Annotated in this window: 1 protein-coding gene; it reads left to right on the plus strand. The window is 69.6% G+C overall.

Annotated elements, in window-relative coordinates; genetic code table 11:
• Positions 1-45: 45 nt before the first annotated feature.
• Positions 46-1,260 carry an IS30 family transposase gene (locus tag NQU54_RS48525; protein ID WP_257636649.1) on the plus strand — a complete coding sequence of 405 codons (1,215 nt, stop codon included), beginning with the start codon at positions 46-48 and terminating at the stop codon, positions 1,258-1,260.
• The last annotated feature ends 40 nt before the right edge of the window (positions 1,261-1,300 follow it).

The raw sequence follows: 1,300 nt of genomic DNA on the forward strand, positions 1-1,300 counted from the left end.
CTTGGGTTCTGGGAGTCGTTGCAACACCCCAGTTCAAGGGGTGGCATGGACTTCGAGATCCGCAAGGTTCGGACGGCTCAGGGGCCTGTGAAGCTGAGCCGGGAGCGGGCGGCATACTCCCGGCTCGTGCAGGAGGGCTACAGCAACGCCGAGGCGTGCCGGATCATCGGGATCGATGCGCGGACCGGTCGGAAGTGGCGTAACGGCCGCAGTGCCGACCGGCGGCAGAAGGCGGCATCACCGATCCACTTGGTGGTGCCGCCTTCCGGTCCGTCCCGGTACCTGAGCGAGGACGAGCGGATCCACATCGCCGACCGGCTGAGGGAGAAGGCCACGGTCCGGGCGATCGCCGCCGAACTGCGCCGCAGCCCCTCCACGGTCAGCCGTGAGATACGGCGCAACCGCCACCCCGACAGCGGCGCCTACCGGCCGCACGCCGCCCAGGCCAGGGCCGATGCCCGCCGGCCCCGCCCCAAGCCCCGCAAGATCGGCCAGAACCCCGAGCTGCGTGATGCGGTCCAGGGGATGCTGGACGAGAAGTGGAGCCCGGAGCAGATATGCCACGCTCTGCGGCAGAAGTTTCCCGACCGGCCGGAGATGCACGTGGTCCACGAGACCGTCTACCAGGCGCTCTACGTCCAGGGCAGAGGCCAGCTGCGGCGCGAGCTCGCAGGCGCCCTGCGCTCAGGCCGCGCCCGCCGCAGGCCCCAGCGGCAGGCCAACTGCCGCCAGGCCCGCTTCACCACGCCGATGGTGATGATCAGCGAACGCCCGGCCGAGGCCGCGGACCGGGCCGTGCCCGGTCACTGGGAAGGCGACCTGATCATCGGCAAGGACGGCAAGTCCGCGATCGGCACCCTGGTGGAACGCGCCACCCGCTACGTGATGCTGCTGCACCTGCCGGGCGACCACGGCGCCGAAACCGTCCTGACTGCCCTGACAGCCACCGTCCAGACCCTGCCGGTCCAGCTGAAACGGTCGCTGACCTGGGATCAGGGCAGCGAAATGGGCCGCCATGGCGAGTTCACCATCGCCACCGACGTCCCGGTCTACTTCTGCGACCCGGCCAGCCCCTGGCAGCGCGGCTCGAACGAGAACACGAACGGCCTGCTGCGGCAGTATTTCCCCAAGGGCACCGATCTCTCGGTCCACAGCCCCGAGCACCTGGCCGCCGTCGCCGACCAGCTCAACCGCCGCCCACGCAAAACGCTCGGCTGGGAAACCCCAGCCGAGCGCCTGCATAAACTGCTCGCGGCCTGATCAACACGACCACGTGTTGCGACGACCCCTAGAAACCGCC

This window comes from Streptomyces malaysiensis subsp. samsunensis, from assembly GCF_024519315.1.
Taxonomy (GTDB): domain Bacteria; phylum Actinomycetota; class Actinomycetes; order Streptomycetales; family Streptomycetaceae; genus Streptomyces; species Streptomyces malaysiensis.